Annotated in this window: 18 protein-coding genes and 1 pseudogene; 3 read left to right on the top strand and 16 right to left on the bottom strand. The window is 34.8% G+C overall.

The window, feature by feature from the left end; all coding sequences use genetic code 11:
* Positions 1-35 precede the first annotated feature (35 nt).
* The 4 genes from ACY3XC_RS07540 to ACY3XC_RS07555 form a co-directional block, all read right to left on the bottom strand.
* A complete protein-coding gene (locus ACY3XC_RS07540) occupies positions 36-497 on the bottom strand; it encodes a hypothetical protein (protein WP_464868011.1) in 462 nt (153 codons plus the stop codon).
* Between the two features lie 128 nt (positions 498-625).
* Positions 626-3,046 carry a pPIWI_RE module domain-containing protein gene (locus ACY3XC_RS07545; RefSeq protein ID WP_464868012.1) on the bottom strand — a complete coding sequence of 807 codons (2,421 nt, stop codon included), beginning with the start codon at positions 3,044-3,046 and terminating at the stop codon, positions 626-628.
* A 15-nt stretch (positions 3,047-3,061) separates the two neighbouring features.
* Positions 3,062-6,085: a pPIWI_RE_Z domain-containing protein gene (locus ACY3XC_RS07550; protein ID WP_464868013.1), complete on the bottom strand. Its 3,024-nt coding sequence runs from the start codon at positions 6,083-6,085 to the stop codon at positions 3,062-3,064.
* Positions 6,075-7,166 carry a restriction endonuclease-related protein gene (locus ACY3XC_RS07555; RefSeq protein ID WP_464868014.1) on the bottom strand — a complete coding sequence of 364 codons (1,092 nt, stop codon included), beginning with the start codon at positions 7,164-7,166 and terminating at the stop codon, positions 6,075-6,077. Before ACY3XC_RS07555 ends, ACY3XC_RS07550 begins: the two co-directional genes overlap by 11 nt.
* Positions 7,167-7,311: 145 nt before the next feature.
* Here ACY3XC_RS07555 and ACY3XC_RS07560 point away from each other — a divergent pair, with 145 nt between their 5' ends.
* A complete protein-coding gene (locus ACY3XC_RS07560) occupies positions 7,312-8,406 on the top strand; it encodes a helix-turn-helix domain-containing protein (protein ID WP_464868015.1) in 1,095 nt (364 codons plus the stop codon).
* 511 nt (positions 8,407-8,917) lie between these two features.
* Here ACY3XC_RS07560 and ACY3XC_RS07565 read toward each other — a convergent pair.
* Positions 8,918-10,639 carry an ATP-dependent nuclease gene (locus ACY3XC_RS07565; RefSeq protein ID WP_464868016.1) on the bottom strand — a complete coding sequence of 574 codons (1,722 nt, stop codon included), beginning with the start codon at positions 10,637-10,639 and terminating at the stop codon, positions 8,918-8,920.
* Positions 10,640-11,092: 453 nt separating this feature from the next.
* On the opposite strand from ACY3XC_RS07565, the gene ACY3XC_RS07570 reads away from it, so the two are divergent.
* Positions 11,093-11,392 (top strand): hypothetical protein, encoded by a 300-nt coding sequence (locus ACY3XC_RS07570; protein ID WP_464868017.1) that lies wholly within the window; start codon positions 11,093-11,095, stop codon positions 11,390-11,392.
* Positions 11,393-11,560: 168 nt separating this feature from the next.
* A complete protein-coding gene (locus ACY3XC_RS07575; protein WP_464868018.1) occupies positions 11,561-11,800 on the top strand; it encodes a hypothetical protein in 240 nt (79 codons plus the stop codon).
* A gap of 377 nt (positions 11,801-12,177) precedes the next feature.
* Here the strand turns inward: ACY3XC_RS07575 and ACY3XC_RS07580 are convergent, their stop codons facing one another.
* The 11 genes and pseudogenes from ACY3XC_RS07580 to ACY3XC_RS07630 form a co-directional block, all read right to left on the bottom strand.
* Complete coding sequence (locus ACY3XC_RS07580) at positions 12,178-12,567, bottom strand: DUF6979 family protein (protein WP_464868019.1); 390 nt, start codon at positions 12,565-12,567, stop codon at positions 12,178-12,180.
* Positions 12,568-13,644: a hypothetical protein gene (locus tag ACY3XC_RS07585; RefSeq protein WP_464868020.1), complete on the bottom strand. Its 1,077-nt coding sequence runs from the start codon at positions 13,642-13,644 to the stop codon at positions 12,568-12,570. It lies immediately after the preceding gene.
* Between the two features lie 169 nt (positions 13,645-13,813).
* Positions 13,814-14,596, bottom strand: a complete 783-nt coding sequence (locus ACY3XC_RS07590) for a DUF4145 domain-containing protein (RefSeq protein ID WP_464868021.1) — start codon at positions 14,594-14,596, stop codon at positions 13,814-13,816.
* Between the two features lie 641 nt (positions 14,597-15,237).
* Positions 15,238-15,738, bottom strand: a complete 501-nt coding sequence (locus ACY3XC_RS07595) for a hypothetical protein (protein WP_464868022.1) — start codon at positions 15,736-15,738, stop codon at positions 15,238-15,240.
* A 257-nt stretch (positions 15,739-15,995) separates the two neighbouring features.
* Positions 15,996-16,253: pseudogene (locus tag ACY3XC_RS07600) on the bottom strand (DUF7916 family protein); the annotation flags it as partial.
* Positions 16,254-16,536: 283 nt separating this feature from the next.
* Positions 16,537-17,259: a nuclease-related domain-containing protein gene (locus tag ACY3XC_RS07605; RefSeq protein WP_464868023.1), complete on the bottom strand. Its 723-nt coding sequence runs from the start codon at positions 17,257-17,259 to the stop codon at positions 16,537-16,539.
* A gap of 152 nt (positions 17,260-17,411) precedes the next feature.
* Entirely contained in the window at positions 17,412-17,744 is a 333-nt protein-coding gene (locus ACY3XC_RS07610) for a competence protein ComK (RefSeq protein ID WP_464868056.1), read from the bottom strand.
* 273 nt (positions 17,745-18,017) lie between these two features.
* The gene (locus ACY3XC_RS07615) at positions 18,018-18,860 is read right to left on the bottom strand and encodes a hypothetical protein (protein WP_464868024.1); all 843 of its coding nucleotides are present in this window, start codon (positions 18,858-18,860) and stop codon (positions 18,018-18,020) included.
* A gap of 322 nt (positions 18,861-19,182) precedes the next feature.
* The gene (locus ACY3XC_RS07620) at positions 19,183-19,656 is read right to left on the bottom strand and encodes a hypothetical protein (protein ID WP_464868025.1); all 474 of its coding nucleotides are present in this window, start codon (positions 19,654-19,656) and stop codon (positions 19,183-19,185) included.
* Between the two features lie 192 nt (positions 19,657-19,848).
* Positions 19,849-20,277 (bottom strand): cupin domain-containing protein, encoded by a 429-nt coding sequence (locus tag ACY3XC_RS07625; RefSeq protein WP_464868026.1) that lies wholly within the window; start codon positions 20,275-20,277, stop codon positions 19,849-19,851.
* 8 nt (positions 20,278-20,285) lie between these two features.
* Positions 20,286-21,542 (bottom strand): replicative DNA helicase, encoded by a 1,257-nt coding sequence (locus ACY3XC_RS07630; protein WP_464868027.1) that lies wholly within the window; start codon positions 21,540-21,542, stop codon positions 20,286-20,288.
* Positions 21,543-21,690 lie beyond the last annotated feature (148 nt).

Genomic DNA, 21,690 nt, shown 5'->3' on the forward strand with positions numbered 1-21,690 from the left:
TATTCAATATGAATTGATACTTAGATTAGATGGAATTATTTGAAGAAGTTTTCTGGCCAAAGGAACTCAGGTAAATGTCTTCGAATTAAATTAGCTTGATTATTATATCTTCTTCTCTCAAGTTCTCTTACAAATACCGGCCAAGGTGGAATATTACTCATGTATACATTAGTTGAAGAAGTAGACATACCTCCTCCTGCGGATGTTGATAAGCCCCCATATTGAACAGTGGACAGACCTCCGTATTGAGAGGTAGATAGACCTCCATATTGAGAGGTAGATAGACCCCCATATTGGGAGGTTGACATGCCCCCGTATTGCGAGGTTGACATGCCTCCGTATTGTGAGGTTGACATGCCTCCGTATTGCGAGGTTGACATGCCTCCGTATTGCGAGGTTGACATGCCTCCATATTGGGAAGTAGATAACCCTCCTCCCTGTGATGTGCTCAAATTGCGTGGCCATCTCTTCATTTGTTCAGGTATTATTCTGCTCATAGATAAACCCTCCTATTGTTATCGTATTACTTACTAGTTAAAAAGTATAAGTCAGGCACCTTCCAATAATTGGATGGTACGGTACCTGTGCACTGATTTTTGTCAAATATTTCTTTAAAAACCTTACATTAAAATCCAAACCCAAACCCTATCTGTCCACTCTCATCTTCTTCATATCTAATATCATCTTCGAAATCATCGGATTCAAAGTCATTTTCTTCTTCTCCATCGTTAAAGTACTTTCTGATTCCCTTTGTTAAATGAGCATTTATCGGTAACCTCAATGAAGGTCCAAAAGTAAGACCTAATGACCTTAACTGATGAACAATAAAAGCCAATTCATCCTGTTCCTCTCCATTTGAATAAGTTAATGGAATTATTTCGATTGCTTGTTGTTTAGCAAACATCCTACTTTTGTTTTCTAATCTTGTGGCATGTTTACTAATGCCTCGCATTCCTGGCGCTTTTTCACCAACACCATAGTAAATGCCATTATTACTCTTAAATAAGCCAGTTGCATGGTTGTTCCCATCATCATTTTTATCTTTAAAAATATAATAATTTGGGACATCTGTTGTTTGGCCGAATCTTACCACTTTAAGTCGACTAGGATTATGAATATCAAAATGATCAAATGGATTTTCATTTAGATTTATTTCCCCATTTATCAACTCCTTAAGCCAATTATTTCTTAATTTCGCATCAACCATCAATAGGATATCTCTATCATCGCGATTCATAATACCTATCAATTCAGATTCCATCCATTTTTTTAACTGTTTGACCTGTTTAGTTGAATAGAAGCTTTCATAAGAAAATGTAGATGTTAAATAATCGTTTATTTCCAACCATTTACTTGAGAATGGGGTTTTGAATAAGATTTGTCCGTCTTCCAGACTAGTAAATACAGGAAGGAACTCTTGATTGTTTTTCTTTATAACTGAAAAATTTAGAATTATCCTCTTATTAAACAATGACTCCTGTAATAGAGGGTCAGCAATTCCAATATCGGTTAGTAGATCTAGGAAAGAACTATTTAATCTGGAACTATAACTTCCAGTTGCTTCTTTTGGATGAATGAATTGTGAAACAATTTTTTTCGTTTTTAATATATCTCGAATTATAGGCTTCGGATCTTTTGTTTTGCTATTATCCTGTAGATGGTATGCCTCTATTTCAATGAGGGCTGCATCATATTTACCTTTAGAATTAGTTGCTAGATAGGATTTAATACAATTTCTGTATCTTTTCCTAGCACTCTCTATGTCCTCCCCTTCATCTACCGGTATTTCCTTAATCATCTCCGCACCCTGGTAAACAAACTTAAGTTTTGTTTTGGGCTGTGATCTAAGATACCATTCTCCACTTTCATTAAATATATACCCCTCTTCATCCCACTTATTTATTGCTGCTGTCATAGTCTGATCTGGAGTGAAAAAGGCTATTGTCATTTCACTTTTGTTAGTGGTATTGATAAATTGATGATTTACCTTTTGGAAATTCCTTTTTATCGAAACAGATTCATGTTTTGAAATAATATTTAATGAAGGAAACAATTCTTCTACAAGATGGATTAAATTATTTCGCTCTTGTACACTAATACCTTGCTTAATATTTGTCCCTTTATCAAAAAGCTTGTTTGAGTAACCGATAAGATAAGAACCATCTTTTACAAAGTCCTTAGATTCTTTAAAAATATCCTCTAATTTTGGAATAGTTGGGAAAAGGTCCTGTAAGATGGACCTTTCTTCTGTTTTCAACAGAATTTTCCCAGCTCTTTTTACAAATTTAAATTTACTATAAGCAAGATTCTTTGTTAATCCATAAACATGGTTTTGAGATATATATATTGATCCTGTTTGACCATTACGAACATCATAACTAGGATTCTTAGAATTCCGCTGATAATATCGCCTTGATCCAGGAGTAATTTTCAGTAATTTCCTATTTTCCACTCCTCTGGTTATGAGTTCAATACGAAGGACATAAGAAAATTTATCGTCTTTATCATTTAAAGAATGCGGGTTTGAAACAACTTCATATCCATTACCATGATAAACAGTAAACAAATTTAATCTTGAACCAGTTAATTTAGTCATTAAATTAGACTGATAATAGGTTTGAACTAGTTTTTTTGCAAATAATACAGGTACAATCTGAAAGTCATTAACATTTAATTGATCAAAGGTAGTCTCATTCCAATTTAGACTTATATCATAAGTCAAACCTTCCTTATTACTGATTCTTTTTTGATTCTTCAGGAAGGACATGGCTACTTGTACTATTGCCTTTGGATGAATAGGTTTAATTGCTACAATCCAAGGCTGGTCCTTAGCAAAATGACTTTCTTCTACAAATACGATTTCTGGAAATAATGAGCACAATCTTTTGGCTAGTACTTTGGGACTAAATGGTAACCAAAAATTATTCATATCCTTCTCAATAACATCCCACCATTGTTTAGGAAAAGTAACGACAAAAAGTCTTTCTTCATTAATTACACTTTCGTAATCTTTAAAAAGGAATGGCTGTAGGGTTTTATCTTTCAATTTTGTTCCTTCTTCCTATAAAATGATAGATTCAATACTTTCAATAAATGGTCCATATAATTCTTGGAACAGCTCATCTTGTTTGTTGCTTGTAAAATAATCCTTCCAATACTTTAAAAGTGACAACTCAGAATTACTTGTATTATGAAAACTTCCATCCAAATAATAGATTCGCGCATCTCTTCCTCCACGAAGCATCCGACCAATCATTTGCCAAACGGGAATAAAAATATACCAAGCTAAGCTCATTCTTTCTTGTTCAATTAACAACTTCCAAAAATTTGGTGTTTGATACATCATTTCGAGACGCCCAAAGCTTCGGTATCTCAAATGACGAATCCCTTCGTCATATTGCTTACCTAGATTTTGTATTTCCTCTAAATAATTTGGTAAGAATGAATGGATTGTTTGTATAATATAGCTCATATCATTTGGTACAGGATATGGTCTTACTAAAAAGAAACAACTTCCAAACAATGCACCATTTTCTTCATCCAATATGTTATAGCCCCGACTAATCGCCATTAACGGAACAACTAAAATTATTTCGTCTGTTGCTTGAAACTTTTCAATTTCAAAACGTGAATATTCAACATCATCGTTGGTTCCATCAAGTTGATTTGTAAGTAATTTGTACTTCCCCTGGAACTCTCTCATATTCCCAAGTGTTTTTCCTACTACGTTTACATCCTCGTAGGAATTCACTACCATAAGTAATCTTCGCTTTTCACCTTTTAACTTTGTCAGTTCCTGAAGTATATGATTTTTCGCTGTCTTTAACAGCATCGAGAGTTTAATTGATCGACTATCAACTCTACTCCCTGAAACCTTAATAAGTTCCTTATTTTCATCATATAAATCAATAAATCGCTGCGTTATTTTTGACTTGGGAATATTTGACAATAAGGCCCAGTTAGGATTTTCAATAATATGGTAATGACTAGAACCAGGTGCAAAGCTTGTTCCTGAAAGCAGAACGATAGATGGACCCTTGTTCCCCGTGATATTTTCAAAAAAATTTGTCCATTCCGTGAGTAACAACCTTCCTACTCCGGAATATTCAATTATCTTAAATTTCCCCACACCATCATCGGATTCACTAAATCTATATCCTATAAATGACCCTGTCATAGCATCTACCATTAGTGGCGATAAATCCTTTTTTGCAGCAAGTAAATGGTTTAAATTATATTCCATTCCAAGGGAATTCTGTAGAGCAGGATAAAATTGCAATAAGTATTTCAAATGGAAGTCAACTTTCGAAAAATAAAAATAAAACTCTAGCATGTTTTTTATTTCTTCTTCCTTATCGAGCTGTTCTCCCTCAAACAAATAGTTATAAGAAAGCTGTAAATGATCAACTCTCTCATCTAAGTTATTCCAGAACTCTTTATAGTGCTTTCCTAGACCACTATTATTCTTAGTTACCGAATTTAGTTCTGCCTCTATTTTTTTCTTTTTTAGGTCATCCACTTTTAACATCTGAATTATCCAGGATGTAATAATATTTGGGAATATAATTTTTGATTTTAATTTTAACTTAATGGAAGGGGATTTTTTTAGTTTCTCAAATAAACTCCATACGCTTTTGTTCAAGTCAGAAACATTATGTTGCCAATTTTGAATTAATGAATTCCCCGCAAATCGGCTATATTTACCAGATAGTAACCGACCATTTTCTTCTAATATATTTTCAAAAAATAACCCTGTATGGCCAAATGCATCAATTTCCACACAAAATTTCTCATCAAATTGCTTTTGAACAGAATCTACCTCATCAATGAATATTACATCAAGTAAATCATACATAGCTTCATAGAGTGTTCGTTCATATTGATCAATAGATGGCGGGATTTTTGTCATCAATAATGCTGATGGTGTAGTTATCCAAATATCCGCATCTAATATTTCGGTCCATTCATGATAGATTCCACATGTATGAGCAAGTGGACATAGTTTCTTTTTTTTACTTTTTTGAAGAAGTGACTTGCATGGGTAAAAGTTATTTCTTTCGAAATCCCCAGCTAAAGCCTTGATGGTACAAGTATCAGAAACAGACTTTAAATGCTGATGTTCATCTACTAACCCTTCAATAGTATTAGGCAAATAACTTAAATATCTTTTTTCATGCTTCTTTCTACCACCTTTACCGATAAGGGGAACAGCATTTATTCCAAGTCTCCTAAACTCCTTTACTCTTGAAAGAACTTGGTTAACGCTACCTTCAACGAAACCTAACTTCGCACCATTTTGTTTAATTTGCCGGTAAGATTCTATGACCATCCATGACGATTTACCTGCACTTAACCCTCCTGCAATATGCTGTGTTCCATCAAAATAAAAAGTGCTTCTTTCGCTTTGATGTAACGAGCGGAGGCTGAAATTTTTGAGACGTTTTGAATAATTGCCATCAGGATTTAATTGATCCATTTCTTTAACAATCTCATCCAAATCCAAGGGTAAAGAAAATGATAAATTACGTTTTTTACGATATCTTGGTAATCTTGTAGGTTTATATTCTTCATTAATACTACCTTTAAAGGAATAACGAACACTATTTATGGTTCTTAAATATTCAAAATCCCCTTTTAATAAAAAATCTGAGTCGTTTTTTGTTGGTGACAACTCAGTTGTAAGTAATTCAGAATAGACCTTCTCTCTATTTGTTAAATATTTCATGTCATTATTTTTATTAATAATGGTTGAGCCTTCACTGCTGTACAGACGATATTTTTCAGGTACCAACCAATATTCTTTTAACTTAATTAACCAAATTTGCTTAGTTCTAAATTCAGGTACTAACACGCGTAAATGGTCAATTATTTTTATATCCTTATATTTTGGAATAATAGGATAGTCATAACCAGAACATAGTGACCAAAGCGATTCAATACTAACATTTAAATCTAATTGACTGGCTGTAAATAATAGTAATTCAACAGAGATGAGCATGTCCGCGTTATGGTTAATTTTAAAGTCTTCCATTTGATTAAATTGTGAACGAAGGTTTTCTGTTACTTGGAGACGATTAAATGGCATAATTCTTATCTCCTATCATCTTAAGCCTATTCTTCAATTGTCTTTCCGTTATAAATCGTTTCTTTAGTTCAACATTTTCCAATGTTGAAGACACAATCCTCATGTAAGCTTTATTATTTTTAATATGATAATTTGGAACACAAATAAACACATTTTTTTCAAGATATTTCCTCTGTTGTCCCATTCCCATTTCATTGAACAAGCCAGCTAACAATTTTGGGTTTTGAACGTCTTTTATATCAATATGGATTGCACTAGATCCAATATTAACGTCTATGTCGTATTGATCACAATTAGGATATAGTTCAGGGTTGTAATTTATCAATGCTTTAAATATTCTCATTTCTTGTAATCCTGGCAACAAAACATACCTTTGAACACTAGGTTTTAATCGAACGATTGCCAGATTTGCTTCCGTACTAAAGGGTTTCAAATTAGAAAAGTCACTAATTTTACTACAAACTTTGTGACTGTTACACTTCCACTCCCCTTTTATTAATTCGAGTGTCCATCCACAGTTTGGACAAATCCTAAAATTAACAATGTCTCTGGGGATATTTTCATAGCAAGCTGTAACAAAATCTATCAATTCCTTTTCAGTAATTAATGTATGTAGGGCAAACTGAAAATCAACCATAGTTAATACTGCATTCTCTTTCTTTGATAAGAAGGTCCTTACTGCTCGGTATTGTTTGTCCCAATCATTGGAACGACATAATCTTAATAGCTGTTTAATTGGAATTAAATCTTCCTCATCTGGGGATTCATATTCTCTTAAGAAATCTGTCACTGTTTGTGAAAGATTTAACCCGTCTTCTAAAAAGGTATCCTGCCCATCAAACAACTCGTCCATTAAGCTAATATTCCATTCATGGAAAGGCCTGACTAGTTGATTATATAAATTAAACAAGTTATTCGGTATCATGGTGCCATTTTGAAGTGAATTCTTCATGAGAAGCATTTGTCCTACATAGAGTTTCTCTGATTGTTGACTTGGGGAATTTCTCCATTCTTCAATACCTGCTGCAATGTAATATACCATCCTTTTAAGTTCATTTAACTTTTGATCACGATTAGACATTTGCATCTCCTGTTCACACTCGTCACAATTAAGTTTATGTTATTACGTTTGTAATTTATATTACAATTGTAATAATAACCGTATATATTGTCAATTAAAATTAAAAAGATTATTCTTATTGTAGAGTATATAAGGAGATAAGATTATGATATCGATTCGACAGAGAATACAACAAAGAAGAAAAGAATTAGGTTATTCACAAACAGCGCTCGCAAAAAAGGCAGGTTTAAATCCATCTGCAATTAGTCAATATGAAGCTGGGAATCGGAACCCTTCTTATGATGCGCTGATTAAATTATCAGGTGCTCTCCAAGTAAATACAGAATACCTATTAATTGGGGAATCAATCTCAAACTATTCTAGTAATAGTGCTTCTATAAAGGAGAAGAAACTGCTTCATTTGTTTAATAAGCTGAACCTCGATCAACAGGATGATATTATTCAAAATTGTTATCATTTATTAGGAATTTCTAAACCAAATATTCCAGGTCTTAATGCGCCATCAGAATATGCTGATTACGTGATAAGACTGCAAACTTCAACAGATTACCCCATTAACTTAGAAGAAATAGCTAGAAATTTTAACATAAAAATTCATTATGTGAATTTAGATGAGGAAGTTGCTGCTGATGGGCTTCTATATAATGGAACGAATAAAATTATCCTTTTACAAAAATCGTTGGAAAGCACAGGAAGAATTCGTTTTACATTGGCAAAACTTTTGGGTCATGCCATTTTACCGACTCATGTAAAATCTGAATATATCCGTACCCGCTCGTCTACACTTCAAACGAATAATAATGAGGATATTGAAGCGCAAATTTTTGCAGAGTATTTATTGATTCCTGATTCTGAGTTTTCTAAAGACTTAGCTGAATTCCAACAGAATAAACAGCGACATCAAATCATTAAGCAACTTACCGAAAAATATGATGTTTCTGAAACCATGTTTTTAAATACGTTAGTAAATCGTCGTGAAAATAGATTTCACGTTATTTTTTCCACAACTAGTGGAATAATTGAAAAAACCCTATCTAAGGGAAGTTCAATAATCCAAAAAGGTGAGCCATTACCCATTCAAAGCGAAGCAGCCAAATTAGATAAAACAAATAAAACTTATATCACGGGGATTGTTCCAGCAAGTACATGGATAAATGACGCTTCTCCTTATGATCTAGTAAACGAGTATACTTCATTTGATCCTAAATATGGATATTTGACCTTAATTGAAATTATTTAAGTAACAAATGATTTTCGATGATAATAAGTAAGGTATGGTGAGAACTGAAATTACTTCTCACGGTACCTACTTCTTCATCCTTTAGGATCCTGCTCATTTACACAAAAAAATGAGTGTAATGTTTTTATCAACAATCTCTTTTTTGTTTAAATTTTTTCAATAATAAGACCTGAAGACAAATAAAAGCTCCAACCCTTGATACAAAAGGATTGGAGCAAAGTATAGATGATGACTATGTGGGGTTCACCCCCCGACCTCAACCATGTCAAGTTGAAGGACATCAACAAATTAATATAATCACAGTGTTCACAATAATCTAACAAATCTTTGCTTCTTTCATGGACACTATACAGTTTTTTGTATAGTGTCCATACTACCCTTATCATGTGCTCAACCAGAGGACTCTGTGAAGCAATTATTGAAAAGTAATCAAGCTAATAAAAGATAAATGCAACATAGAGCTTCTAAGCAATACCAATACCCTTTGAGTTAGCCAGTTCATTGTTTAATCTTATTGATGAGAAACTGTTTTCTCTTCTTCTTTCTTTTTCTGTTCCATTTCTTCATCAGTTTTATGTTTTATTAATCCAACAAAGAAATCATCATAATCCTGTTCAGCGTTTATTCTACGAAAACCAATATCCAAAGTTTTCTCTTCTTCTCGGTTTAAAATTTGTTCAAATAAATTCACTACTATCCTTCTAGGTTTAGCAAACTCATCTGTATCAGATGTCCCATGTAATATTTCATAAATTGTCTGTGTTTTTTTGTTATTTTGTACGTCTCCAATTTCAATAGCATTTTCAAAGTTTGATATTGAACAGAAAATTCTTATGTTACTGCCTTCTTTAAGTTTAAATATTTTTTTACATTTCGTAAGTTGACCTTTTAAAGTTGAAGAGGAGTGCTTAGGATGATTATCTACATCATGTAAAACATCATAATTAGAGTTAAACTGATTAAGAATTTTCATCAAGGTTCCAATTGTATCTTTTCCTCTAGCACGAATTATGTGCAAATTTTCATTCTTTTGTTTTGCAAGGTGCTTAAAAGCAATATACTCTGTATCCCCTTCAACAATAATAATTCTATCCGCAAAGAAAAATTCATTCACATAAGAGTCTGCATAGTTTAGTATTTTCATGTTTCTAATGTCATCATCAGCAAATTTATCTCTTTCAGACCTATATAATTGGATTGCTTCTTTTTCCCCAACACGGAAAACTTGAATAGATGTATGGTTCTCAGATAAATCTATTAGTATTGGTGAATGGGTTGAAATCATGAGAGGCATTTTTTCGCCAATTTTATATAGGGAGCGACTAAGTGCTCGAACTGCCTCTGGATGCAAGAAAGCTTCTGGTTCATCAATCAACAATAACTTATTATCACTTTCACCCATAAATTTTTTCTCTATCATGTTTTGAATGAGGTAAATTAGACTCATTCGTTGTAAGCCAGTACCTTGATTTGCTAGTGGCATTCCAGGTTGCTTTTGACTGTCAATATTAACACTTGAACTTGTGGACTTTAATATGTCAGACGGTGAAAAGCCCTCACTCTCGCCACCTACAACATTTAACGATAGATGTTCGTTTGAAAACAGAGTTCGCAAGTTATCTGATACGTCACTACTAACTTGTTCAAGAAGTTTATCCGTACTTAATTTAAGTTTTCTTAAAAATTCGGGGTAAGACTTTTTGAGTTGAGCATACTCCTGTGCTAATTCGTACGTTTCTTTTTCTTCTTCTTGGTCTCCGTTAAAACCTTCAAGCTTTAGCAAATCATTTTTCATTATCTCAGAATATATGTTTTGAATTAAATCATTAATGTCTTCAGGTAACATAGAAGGGGTTATGTAAAAAGGTTTATTGTTTAAAATTTCATCTAGTTTATCTTTCAGTTCGTGGCTTGCTTTAATTTCAACACCATTTTCATCATAAAAACTAGGAGCAGACTCCTCTTTATATTTCTTCACAATAGTTATTTTAATTTCATCTGACTCAAAAACAGCTTTTAGGACTATATTAGTATTCCGTGTAGAGAAGCAATCGTTAGGTATAGTTTTTGCTTTAGTTTCTTTTTGAAAGAAACAGTTGATAGCTTCTAAAATAGTAGATTTACCTGTATTATTTCTTCCAGTTAAAATAGCAATTGAGTCTTTTGAAAAATCAATGGTAAATTTATCTTTAAAAACCTTATAATTTGTTACACTAAAATTTGTTAATCTCACCAAACATTCCCCCTAGTATTTTAGTCTATATTTTACCATATATATCCTAATTTTGTGGTGTTCGGTATTCCAAAATGTGACTTATCTCGTGTAAATTCTGAAAAAATATTTTGAGCCGGCTCCTCAGTGAAAAATTATTGTTATATTCTGGTTCATCTGACTCATAATACTCTTTAATTTTCTCGTATCTCTTTAGCTAGCTTAATATGCTTACTGTCAGCATTACTCCTTATAACTTCAAAAAGGCTAAGCTGTAAAGGGCATTGAATAAACGTATAGTCAACCTTTTTCCACTCATTCATATAGTCTCTTGCATGCAATTCCCAGCTTTAATATTAGAACAAAAAGTGCCAGGCACCTTCCATTTATTCTAAATAATTTTCAGTTTTAAAGGAAAATATACATTATTTATCGAATAAACTAAATCTAAAATTAAATTTGGGAGGCTCGTTTGTGATTGAAGAACAGTTTATTCAGGAGGATAAAGCAGCAATTTTAAAAGCAATAGAAATTATCATAGCTAGTCCTGAATCAACACAAAAAGAAGTTAAACAGATAGAAGACAAATATTATACAAAATATTCAGGGAAATTATCTAATGACGTAATTGCTGATAAGATTGCTGAACATATCATTTCAAATTATTCATACTATACAGCTTTTGCAGGTGGAGCAAGTGCCTTAACAGGTGTTATACCAGGATTAGGGACTGTTATTGCCGCAGTTGGTGGTGCAGCAGCTGATGCTGCATAAACAATGAAATGGGAAATTGAAATGGTTATGTCATTAGCTACTGTATATGGAAGAGATATTACAAATGAAGAAGAGAAGTGAGTTTGCTTTTTAATAGCTGGTTTTGGTGTATTAAATGAAGCTGTAAAGAAAGGTGCTACTGATTTCGGAGGTAAGGCTCTAGCAAAAATGGTAAAACAGTATTTAAAGGGTCCAACATTAATTGCGGTCAAAGAAGTTTTTAGGAAAGTAGGTATAACATTCACTAGAAAAGCCTTAGAAAAATCCATTCCGTTTGGTGTGGGAGTCGTAATAGGTTTTAGTGCAAATAAAGGTCTGACTTGGTATGTTGGAAAAAAAGCTAGGGATTTCTTCAAGACTAGAGAATTCGATATAGATGGGGATGAAGACCCTGAAGTTGTGTTTTAAGAAAAAATATATTTTTCATAGAGAGCTAATTAATCAACCTAGCTCTCTATATATTATTAAACTTTTTCTAATATTACAAAGTAATTTTTTCTGTTGTAAAACACATTATGCAAGATTACTTAACAACTCCAGTATTAAATCTACTTATTTTTATATAATAATAGTTTAAAAACAATTGTATTTCAAATTATACCTATGATTTTCTACCTCAAATTTAATACCGTGGTTTCAAAAGAATCTACAAGTTGGGATGGAATACCGTGACTTTTCCACCAAAATCTCTGAAGTTCCCTCTGCCCCTATCATGAAGGATTGACGAGCCCCATTTTTAGATAAATAATAGAGATTACTATAAGTGATTCCGAGATTGTTCTCGTCTAGATAACTAATAAATTATTTTTCCAAAGCGTAACAACCACATCCATTTGGGAATTATGGACTTTCCCTTCACCTACAGTCACTTGGTTCCATAGTTGATTCATATCATTTGTTAATGATGGTTCTTTCTTAATAAGATTCATAGCCTTAATAGCATAGTCTTTGTTTTTTGTGGATTTCAGAGCATATTTACCTGCATCTACTCCTTTAACCAATCCCTCTTCGCATAAACCAATAAATGCACTTCTTGGGCATCCTTTGGCCTGACTTGATGTTCCTTCCCCGAAGATTTCAATCGTCGCTTGATTCCATGCTTCTCTAGGTAAATCAAATGTTCTTGTGTTTAATAGTGCTACGGCTTTTACAGCGGCTTGTCCATATTTCCCCATCTAGGTCTCCACCTTCACGTTTAGTATTTCTTTAATTTCTTTTTCAATTTCTTCCTCCGGCATATGTAAATACCGGTTATAGATGCTTTGCATATCATCAGGTAATCGATCCTTTTGCCACCAGCCCTTTCGTTTTGGCCCTCTTGTTTTCAACTTGTTACAGAAAGGGTCAAACATATCCCGTTTGTTTCGTAAGGTGTTAGGTTTAACGCCTAGTATATTACTTAACTCTTCAAAAACTTGTGTCTTGTTAAACCTTGGGAATAATTTATCAGGTTCAAATCGACTCAAATAATAAGCAACTTTTATTTCTTTCATGAGTAACTCTGTGCTTACCTTTGTTCGATGTTCTCTTGAATTCCCAGATATGCTTCTAGATGTGGGAGCCACTTTTTCTTTAATCAGTTCTGGTGGTGGAGCTGTAGCTGCCGTTTCTTTAAATTGATTGTTCATTTGAACGCTCCTCATAAACAGTTCAGAAGTGTCTGCAACAGTTTTAGCCCGTTCAATCACTGGATTTAGAACCTGATTCTGAAACGTTTCGTTCGCGTATAAGATAAACTCAAAGTCTAGATTTATTGATTTATATAATTTATTCATCTCATTAATCAAATACGTTAAGGGTTTATATATGGTGTAACTGACTTTCGGTGAGGCAAAAATAATTTTTCCCTTTGTCAGGTCAAAGCACCCAACCATAATCATGGTCATTCTCACCATCTTTTTGATGACCCTTTCAACGGTCTGGTCCGAGCTCCCATAATTCAAACCATTCTCATGAAAAGCTGTATCAATTCCATAGATTTCGGCTACTCTGCCATATCGAAGCTCAAGACCCAGAACATCAATTTCTCCCTGCTTTAGTATCTGCGTATGTGATTGATTATTCTTAAAGATGTTAAGCATATAGTTATCTTTTATGTACTGACTTGTTTTGTCCATAATTTTGATTACTAGTGTTTCATTGTACATTTCCCACGTGTTTACCGCTGGCTTCCAGTTTAACTGTACCGTTTGGCAATGCTTCACATGCCGCAGCCAAGAAAACATCAAGGATTCACCAATTTCTATTTTCATTCTCCAGGACTCCAATCCTTATTTGGTAAACTGATTCTACTCTTTGATAAAAACTTTAATTCAACATTTATCTAATTTATTAGGTATCCACTATTTTTCATCTATTTTAATAAACCTTCTTTTTCATTCCTTCATAGACTGATTTAATTCCTATCTATCACGTAATCTCTTAATTATGGCAGTTTTTACAATACACCCATGAGTTTCCCCGTAAGTGAATTACATGTGTTTCCAAGTCACGCAAATCAGAAGAACAAATTTTCGGATATGCGGTTGTTCTCTTCCCTTCATCCTGTTTACGATGCAGATACCGACAATCAGATTGGTGTAGTTTATTCATGTCTTTACTTGCATCGGTTCCTCCATAGTGATTAAAAACAAAGCCATTTTCGTTTTCTTTAAGCCACTCTTCATAGCCATGCTCATCATTAGAAAACTTCAGGATTTTCTCATCAGAAATAGAATTTCTTTTATATGGTTCTGTTTTTTTAGGACGAATAGCGGTATTACTAAGGTTACCTAAAGTAACAGCCTTCAGCGGCTGCAGTTCCACAAATATAGGAAGTTCGAAATCCCATTCCTCATAAACTTGGGTCAGACATCCCCCAAGGTGAAAGGCTACTACTAACAATCGTTTGGACTCATTAGATGTTCCAAAACTAGCCTCATGAACAGCCTTATTCCCAACTACCCTCAAGGAATCTAGCATTCCATATACTTCTAGTGTTATCGCCCCTTCTTTTAATAGAAAATCTATTCTTTCCTTTTGGCTCATTCTATTTCTTTCTGCAAATCCTTCATATTTGAAAATATTCTTTACCAATAATTCACCATATAACCGCAATTTAATAAGGGCTGCATTAGGGTCATTTATGACATTTTTTTCAGCTAAACTAGCAACCTCATACAATTCACGCCAGTTTTTCTTTAAAAATAAAAAATTACTACTCATTAGAAACCACTCCAGACCTCCAAAAATACCTGTACTTCTGATAAGCATCGAAAGACAAACTTTATTCCTAAGACTTTTTAACTATTAGTTTTCATTCGACATCGGTTGATATAATCCTTCAAAATTTAGCCATTAAATTGGAATTTTGCTAATGCTGGAGAATATCATTTCCTTGGTATTTGATGCAGCCCTTTTTATATAATTTAAAAATAAATCGATACTTGAGCCTCAAGGTTTTTCCCATTTGTCTACCTATCTCTTCCCACTCATACTCGTCAAAAATCGGTTTTTCAACCTTCTCATCATGCCTATGTGTCACCATATACGGATACGGAACTGAAAGGGCTTACCATGAATGGAAGAATGGGGAAATGAAAAATTTCCACGCGCTAGATTGTGCTAGGGGGAAAGGTCTAAAAAGCATGTCCACGCAAACAAAATTTACTGCATTAGCCGTAAAATAAAAGAGGATAGTAAGTAAGCTATCCTCCTAAATCCCCATTTCACTTCACTTGTTTACCACATTATTGAAAAAAACAGCGGTTTTTTGGAAACATCGACTCATTGGGGATTAAACGTGTGGAAAAAAGGTGACTTTTTCAGTGGCTTCGAACCGTCCCTGTGGAAACCATAAATTCTTATCAAACTTCATTTTCTTGATAAGAATACGATTCTTCAAGGAGCTTTTCCCACTGTTCATACAAGGCATTAGCTGTCTCATAGTCTTCGTATTCCAATGACAGATCTTCCTGTAATTTCTCTTTTAAGCGAGTGTACATTCCTTCCCATCCCTCTATGCTTTCGTTAGCAACAAGGTTAGATAATATCGGTTTCGTTCTATTCCAATTTGAATAAAGGATGTTACACCATTGCAATAAATCATCACGGTACTGGTTTATTTCCTCCATATTAATATATTGGTCAGATTCCATCACTAACTCGTCTTGTACCGCATCTTCCAACACTTCTTCCTCGAGTTGGATTTGCCTTTCCATTTCCAAACGGTTTACAGAATCGACTTCGATTTCTTCTTGATCAGCATTTAACTCTCTATACAACAGCTCCATTTGTTCAGATAAACTTTTAGCGGTTTCAAGACACCATTCCAACAAATCGTGACGGTATTGCTTATGTTCATTCATTTTGACACATTCCCCCACCAAGTTTGTATAATTTCATCATCTTCATTCACAATGGAAATGGTTATTTATCCTATATAAATTAACCACAATCTTATACTATGTTCCACGATTGTCCCAGGATTCGACTTTTACCCATAGACACATATCACATGATTGTAGTAATTAAATGGAGGGCCTATCCAATGTAGTCAATCCCTTTAAAAAACTCAACAAAAAAATCCCCTTCTTCAAAATAGAAAGGGAAAAAACGAATTTGTTTATCTTTCTGCAGATACGGCCATTCTTATATATGTATGTCTTTTAACTCTTACTATAATAGAAAGGGTATGAATATTTTTAGGTAATGCCATTCTAGAAAACCCGGCATCTCCTATATGAAAAATATCGACACCTGCCCTTTTAGAGCTTAAAGCAATAGACCGGATTGTTTCTTCATCTGCTCCTTCCTGGCTTGTGCCAATTGTAGCAAGAGTTAATGCCCCTTTATTTTTTTCGTCTGTAGGCATCTCTTGTGTTTCCTTGTTCAAACTCCAATGTTAACCTTCCGCCTTTTACCAGCTCGCTATTCCGTAAGAACTCTTCTTTTGCATAGAGCTGGACACACGTTTTAGAATTTCTTGACTCTGGTGTATCAATTAATAAATAGCGCACCGTTTCTACTTTTCCGTTAACATGGACTTTGTTGGTATCTCCATCCATGATATCGATTAAAGTAATGGGTACCTTACTTACTTGATTGTCAGTAACCTAAACGTGGTTCTCTGTATCTCATATATAGACTATTTATATTTTTGTATGTTATTTTGAAGTATATCTGCATTTTGGATAGCTGCTACAGCCTTTAAAACTACCATACTTACCTTTTTTGATTGTCAGCGTACCTCCGCATCTTGGACAAATATCGTTATCTGTTAGGGTTTGTTTTTGCTGAATTTCTTTTTCTATCGATTGTGCATGGGTAATTTTTGCATCCAATCCTTTTATATTCAAAGGCTCGAGTTTTTCATAAATTTTTCTTACCTGGTATTGTGACATTACAGGCTTTTGATAACTTTTTATAATCCCAGATACATGCATTTGATAATTAACAAAGGTGTGAGGTGATTCGATATTTATATTTTTCAAGGTTGCCCTTGGACTAAATGCAATGATAGAGATAAAGGGCAGCTGCCCAAATTCCTCCAGTACTTCTTTTAAAGCTTGAATATGTCCTCTATTTTGCCATATTGGATTAAACATTTTTTCCTTATGTTGATATAAGGTTTGGGTCCAATATTTATCTCTTTCATTCCCAAATATCCAGCCTTTATAGTTCTTTGTCTCAATGACGAAAATCCCATATTGAGAGATAAACAAATGGTCGATTTGCGATGTTTCTCCACCATTTCGTTTTATCATCAGGTCGTGAATTTTGTAATAGTCTTCATTATTTAATCCAGAGGTAAATAGTCTGGTAATCCCTTCTCCTATCGAGCCTTTTACTGAAGTATATTTAATTGTATTGAATATTTTTGAAAGCAACCTTTTTGTCCCCTTTCACAATAACTATGATTCATAGTAAATTTTTCTTATACACACAAAATCTGATAAACTCATTATATATCAAAATGGAAAAATTTAATAATTAGTTGTGAGTTTAGAACTATTCTGCTTTCAGTATGATAAAACATCCTTCATTTTATTAACTTCGGAAATAGCAGCCACTTTATCTCAGGTTCCAGATAGAAGAGGAGGGGACTAGCTTGAATCCCCCTTTCCTTCGTGAGTCGTTTTAATTGGTTGGCTGTTTGAAGTTTATTGTTAAAAGCAGTTAATTTTGCATCGACAAGCATGATATAACCGTTGCTCCATTCTACCTCGGTCTTGTTGCCAATTGCTTTGGTGTTGACAATATGGTCGGGATTAAACCGGATGCAGTCTTGTTTTTGTGGGGATTTGCTTGGAAAAAGGCAAACGCTTTGATAGGGATTTACAATGATTGGACACTTAACGGCCTTATTAAGAATGTATTATGCTCCAGCTAATGCTCCCCGTAAATCAAAGCCTGTGTATCTCTGTCCACCAGTAAAGTCGTTTTTTCTACGATGACCCTTGAACACAGCTTCCCATTTTGGTCATATTCACCCATCACAAGGATCACTTTCTTATCAATAAAGAAATTTTTAATTATAATCGTACTCCACTCCTTAATTAATTCTTCGGGCGAATTCTGACAAAGATGCGACATTTTTTTTGCAAATTGGTGTTACTTTCGTGTCTTTAGAGGGCAATAAAATCCTTTATTCATTTGGCTGCAACCAATCCCAGTCTGGGTCTATGCCATCTATAAAAGAATAAGCTATACGCGTTGTAGTCCCCATTGCAGATACCTTTTCTAAATAGAATGTCATGAATTTGTTGTTTAAGATTCCATAAAAGTAGGCGATTGGATTTTTTACAAGATTGGTCCTTTTTATTTTTCGAATCAGTTGTCTGAAAGCCTGGATGGAGATGTCTAGTATATCTTCTGTGTCATTGGCACATTCAAAGCGAAAGGCAGTAATATGCACCATCTGCCAATATTCTTCAATGGTTTTTGCATCGGAGAAAAAGTATTTTACCAGCTGGACAAAAGGCTGTGGGACGATGCTGCTTACATAGGAGTAATCTAATGTTGACGGTTCTTCGTAACGTTTATTTATCTTTTGATTGTTTGTTTTTAAAAGATTACTAGTTTTATATTGGTGGTTCATTTTTTCCTCTTTGGGTAGTTCATTCGTTGGAAAACGGTTAAACTGATATAAATTGCTAGACTGCGAACCGTTCTTCCTTTCTGTTTCAAAGACCGTGATGATCCCAAATTCCTTTGCTTTCAAAATCATTCGTTTAAAGGTAGACCTTGATATGCCGTTATCAAGGTATTGTGCGTGGATTGATTTTAAGATGGTTCCGATCTTGGCATTGCATACGCCGGGAACCTTGGCGGCAAAGCGCACGAGCCTTTTTAATCCCACCAGCTCGCCCTTCGTAAAATCATGCTTGTGTTCTAATAACCACATTTCCATATGTTGATTAAATTCCTGCAGGGAACTAAATTGCGAGAACTGCTTAAATTCTTCCGTATTACCCGATTTTATACTCATTATTCATAACACCCTCTCATCATCAAGTTTTAAGTTTTCCTTCGTGAATACTTATGTGAAGGCTCACGACCAGCACCTCTACAATAACGAGATTGGCTGAGTAAATCGAATTTCTCCTTTCTACTTTTGAGGGCGTTTTTGGGACGAAACGTCAAAAAACGCCTTTAAAAATGACTTTTGAAGGCGTTTTTTGTATTTTGGGTGGATTATCAATTGAATTTGTTGAGAGAAAGCGCCTGCCATTTGGCGAAAAATGTAACATTCGATAAATGACAGGCACATTTTTTAATTCTTATCAAACTCCATTTTCTTAATAAGAATACTATTCCTCACGTAGCTTTTCCCACTGTTCATACAAGGCAGTAGCTGTCTCATAGTCTTCGTATTCCAGTGACAGATCTTCCTGTAATTTCTCTTTTAAGCGAATGTACATTCCTTCCCATCCCTTTAAGCTTTCGTTATCAACAAGGTTAGATATTATCGGTTTCGTCCTATTCCAATTTGAATAAAGGATTTCACACCATTGCAATAAATCATCGCGGTACTGATTTAGTTCCTCTATATTAATATATTGGTCAGATTCCATCACCAACTCGTCTTGTACCGCATCTTCCAACTTTCCTTCCTCGAGTTGGATTTGCCCTTCGATTTCCAAGCGGTTTACAGAGTCGACTTCGATTTCTTCTTGATCAGCATTTAACTCTCTATACAACAGCTCCATTTGTTCAGATAAACTTTTAGCTGTTTCAAGACACCATTCCAACAAATCGTGACGATATTGCTTATGTTCATTCATTTTGACACATTCCCCCACCAAGTTTGTAAAATTTTATCCTTTTCATTCACAATGGAAATGGTTATTTATCCTTTATAAATTAACCACAATCTTATACTATGTTCCACGATTGTCCCAGGATTAGGATTTTACCCATAGACACAAATTGAGACCATGGTCAAGGAATCGGCCCATGGTCCACCCATGCTCCATTCACCTCTCTCGCGAAAAATATCCCACTATTGCTGGGGTACCCCCGGAATCCTTCTTCATGTCCCGAAACGAGACCACCTCCATTCCTCTATAAAACTCGAAATCTATTAAAGATTCATGACAGTTTAACGGCTTTTGGTGAAATGTTTTTTCATACAACTGAATGGCTTCTTCCTCACGAAGGGCAAAGATAAAGACAAAATCCCTCTGGTTCATCTTTAATGAGTAAACTCGAACCTTATTGATTCCTAATACATTGGTTCGAATCATTTCTGCCACTTGCTGGTGGTTTGCTCGATCAAAATTCAATTTGGAAATGTCATCCTCTAAAGAAACTTTCTTCTCTTCTAATAAATGGTGAATGTAATGGGCCAGTGAAGAATCTTCATATAGAAAACTATCAAAGTAAGCGTCTTTTATTAACACCATATCCCACCCTATGCTCTGTTTTTATCCTTTGGGTCCTCAATTCTTCCTGTATGCTCGTTGTAATCCACAAATGCTGACCCCACTGGACCATTTCTGTTTTTCGATACAATGATCTCAAGAGAAGGATTCTTAGTTTCCTTGTCATAATAGGATTCACGATACAGGAACAAAATGACATCGGCATCCTGTTCCACACTGCCTGATTCCCGAATATCAGACATCATCGGCTTTTTATCTGCTCTCGATTCTACCGATCGATTAAGCTGTGCCAAACAAACCACCGGGCAATCAAAATCCTTTGCCATTGTTTTAAGTGATTTGGAGATTTCCGTTACCTGTTGATGGGAATTCCCTCCGTACACTTGACTTGAAGAGATCAATGTTAAGTAATCAATAAAAATGACCGGTTTCTTGTTTGGAAATTGGTGGATCATTTTCCGCGTTTTCGCTCTCATTTCGGCAATACTTTGACCGGCACCATCAAAGATTTGAATATTGGTTTCAGCTAGTTGACCGAGAACATCGAACCAGGAATTCTTTTGGTCTTGATTTAGCATCCTTTTCAAATCTCGCATTTTTCTTCGGTTAACGTTCCCCGTCGAAGCAATGAGTCGAGAGGTTATCAGCTTTTCCGGCATTTCCAAAGAAAATAACAGCGGTAGAAACCCGGCCCAGCCCGACATTTTGGCAAAATGAAGCATAACATCGGTTTTTCCCATGGAGGGTCTTGCTGCCAGAATGGTTACTTCCCCATTCTGAAAGCCCCCAGTCATCACATCGAGCTTTAGGATCCCTGTCGTGGCTGTATTCAGAACGATTGGGTCTTCCCAAGGTGCCTCATACATATCTGCCAATGCCTGTGTTAAGGATGTATGATCCTTCATTTTACATTGACTGATTCTATCCAATTCGGTGGTAATTTTCGAAATCTCCCAATCGCTCACTGCTGCCACTGTTAAGATATTCCTCTTTTCTCGTTCCTTCCACGAAGAAAGAATGAGCTCCTCCGTATTCTCGAATTTCTCAAGATTCGCGTATGATAACAGTTCAGACAGATAGGACATTCCACCAAAGAACTCAAGGTCAAGCAAAGATGCCAAGGAGATTAAATCAATATTCCTGCCTGCCCGGGTTAATTCCAGCATTCTCCGCATTAATTCTTGATGCCGCATACTTTCCAGCTGATCAGGCTGAATCACGGTATCCTTGAGTAAGTACTCTGCCTTAATCAGACTTCCTAAATACACTTTTTCCGCTAGATTCACCAATCTTCACCTGCCGTGATATCTTGGTCAAATCCACTTGGAATATCTCTTCCGCTCGGAACTAATTTCGCTGTTTTCCAATTATTCGCTGCAGGCTTTTGGTTCTCTTGATAGGAATCAATTTCTTCTACCGTCAGTAATGATTCGT

The sequence above is a fragment of the Bacillus sp. CZDM1 genome, assembly GCF_055502545.1.

Coding starts and splice junctions, on each gene's coding strand:
- ACY3XC_RS07595 (WP_464868022.1), bottom strand. CDS start 15,738: ATGAATGAACATAAGCAATACCGTCACGATTTGTTGGAATGGTGTCTT.
- ACY3XC_RS07540 (WP_464868011.1), bottom strand. CDS start 497: ATGAGCAGAATAATACCTGAACAAATGAAGAGATGGCCACGCAATTTG.
- ACY3XC_RS07585 (WP_464868020.1), bottom strand. CDS start 13,644: ATGAAAATAGAAATTGGTGAATCCTTGATGTTTTCTTGGCTGCGGCAT.
- ACY3XC_RS07620 (WP_464868025.1), bottom strand. CDS start 19,656: ATGAATGAACATAAGCAATATCGTCACGATTTGTTGGAATGGTGTCTT.
- ACY3XC_RS07575 (WP_464868018.1), top strand. CDS start 11,561: ATGGTAAAACAGTATTTAAAGGGTCCAACATTAATTGCGGTCAAAGAA.
- ACY3XC_RS07560 (WP_464868015.1), top strand. CDS start 7,312: ATGATATCGATTCGACAGAGAATACAACAAAGAAGAAAAGAATTAGGT.
- ACY3XC_RS07550 (WP_464868013.1), bottom strand. CDS start 6,085: ATGCCATTTAATCGTCTCCAAGTAACAGAAAACCTTCGTTCACAATTT.
- ACY3XC_RS07580 (WP_464868019.1), bottom strand. CDS start 12,567: ATGGGGAAATATGGACAAGCCGCTGTAAAAGCCGTAGCACTATTAAAC.
- ACY3XC_RS07625 (WP_464868026.1), bottom strand. CDS start 20,277: ATGGTGTTAATAAAAGACGCTTACTTTGATAGTTTTCTATATGAAGAT.
- ACY3XC_RS07590 (WP_464868021.1), bottom strand. CDS start 14,596: ATGAGTAGTAATTTTTTATTTTTAAAGAAAAACTGGCGTGAATTGTAT.
- ACY3XC_RS07555 (WP_464868014.1), bottom strand. CDS start 7,166: ATGTCTAATCGTGATCAAAAGTTAAATGAACTTAAAAGGATGGTATAT.
- ACY3XC_RS07615 (WP_464868024.1), bottom strand. CDS start 18,860: ATGAGTATAAAATCGGGTAATACGGAAGAATTTAAGCAGTTCTCGCAA.